Origin of the sequence: Thiohalomonas denitrificans, assembly GCF_900102855.1 — a bacterium.
GTDB classification, from domain to species: Bacteria; Pseudomonadota; Gammaproteobacteria; order Thiohalomonadales; family Thiohalomonadaceae; genus Thiohalomonas; species Thiohalomonas denitrificans.
In genome coordinates, this window is record NZ_FMWD01000028.1 from 1 (window position 1) to 1,497 (window position 1,497).

General features: G+C 45.6%; 2 protein-coding genes. Both read left to right on the forward strand.

Features of this window, described 5'->3' with window-relative positions; all coding sequences use genetic code 11:
• Positions 1 to 743, forward strand: a 743-nt coding sequence (locus BLP65_RS16545) for an AAA family ATPase (RefSeq protein ID WP_217632035.1), incomplete at its 5' end; no start/stop codon positions are given.
• Positions 744 to 749: 6 nt separating this feature from the next.
• Positions 750 to 1,322, forward strand: coding sequence for a hypothetical protein (locus tag BLP65_RS16550; protein WP_092999410.1), 573 nt, complete (start codon positions 750 to 752; stop codon positions 1,320 to 1,322).
• The last annotated feature ends 175 nt before the right edge of the window (positions 1,323 to 1,497 follow it).

Genomic DNA, 1,497 nt, shown 5'->3' on the forward strand with positions numbered 1-1,497 from the left:
ATTCAGATGACAACTACAAAGCTACGACAGCTCAGGGCCATTTTCCGGGACCCGGAATTAGCCGTGGCTGCGTGAAATTCGTGGGGATCCCTCAGGGTTTGAACGCTTTTGTAGATGAAGTCGGAGAACGTTTGAGCGGCTATAGATACAAAAAGCCGGCTCGGCGCCAAAAAAATCTGACCCGTGACGAGCTGCATAGCCAAGTAATTGATGCATTCTTTCTTGTGCGTGTGCTTAACAGGGTTACCGCAACTGGAGAAATTCCCGTTTCCCAACTTAGCTCCGGCGAAAAGAGGAAAGCTCTGATCGATGTGGCTTACTCTTTTTTATCGGCCAGCTCGCCGCTTAGAAAAGAGGTTATCCTTGCAGTTGATGAACCGGAAGCATCGCTACATACAGCAGCTTGTTTTGACCAGTTCGAAAAGCTGATCGGGATCACTGACTCTGGAAACCAAGTGATCACTACCACACACTGGTACGGTTTTATTCCAATCGTCTCACACGGGGTGGCAAACCTGACGGACAGAGACGCGAATGACATTATCACAATAACTCCGGTAGATTTGAAACAATATAGAGAATCTGTCAAAAAGAAGGTGGCAGATTCCAAAGGAAAGTTCCCAACAGATGTTTCTCTCAAGAGTGTTAATGATTTAGTTCAGTCAATCATGTTTTCCATTCGTAAGGATGAACCATACAACTGGCTGATATGTGAAGGTAGTTCTGAAAAAATATATTTTTAGTTTTTTTTGGAAGATTTGATTGCAAATTTTAATTTGCGTATCCTGCCTGCAGGTGGGGCCAAGGAAGTAAAACGAATCTTTAACTATTTGGAGCTTCCTTTAGATGAAGACAGAAAGGATATTCGCGGCAAGATATTCTGCCTAATCGATACGGATGCTCAGTTACTGAGTTTTGAAGCGAAAGACCGAGATGGCTTAATCGCTAGGCGTTTGCTGAATGCTGGAGGTCAATGTCGCCTTCTCAAAGTTGCCGATCAAACTGTATCCCCGCCGACCGAAATAGAAGATTCGCTTGAGGCGAACACTTTTGTCCAGGTCATTTCTGAACTGGAAGAGAAGCTATTGGGCTCGGATGACCTAACCCTTAATCTGATGCAAGGGTACATAGATAAAAAAAAGCCGTCGTACTTTGCATTCGATTGGAGGCAGTCTGATAGAGAAACGCTAAAGCGCTTATTAGATACAAATGATGGAGATGCAAAATTGGATTTCGCTAATTCATACGTCCGCAATGCAAAAGCAAACGGCGCACCGACGCCACTTTGGGTAAACGAAATTCGTAAGTTTTTTTCGGAATAAATGGGTCCGGAGTGCGGGGTCTACCATCGGATTTGCAGATTAGCGGAGCCCCCGCCACCCTGCATCATCCGGTGAGTCGAACGGGATGGTGCCGATCAGCTCTCAATAATTGGGGTCGTAGTCTGAAGGATCCCCACGAATTTCACGAAGACACGGCTAATTCTGGACCCCGGAA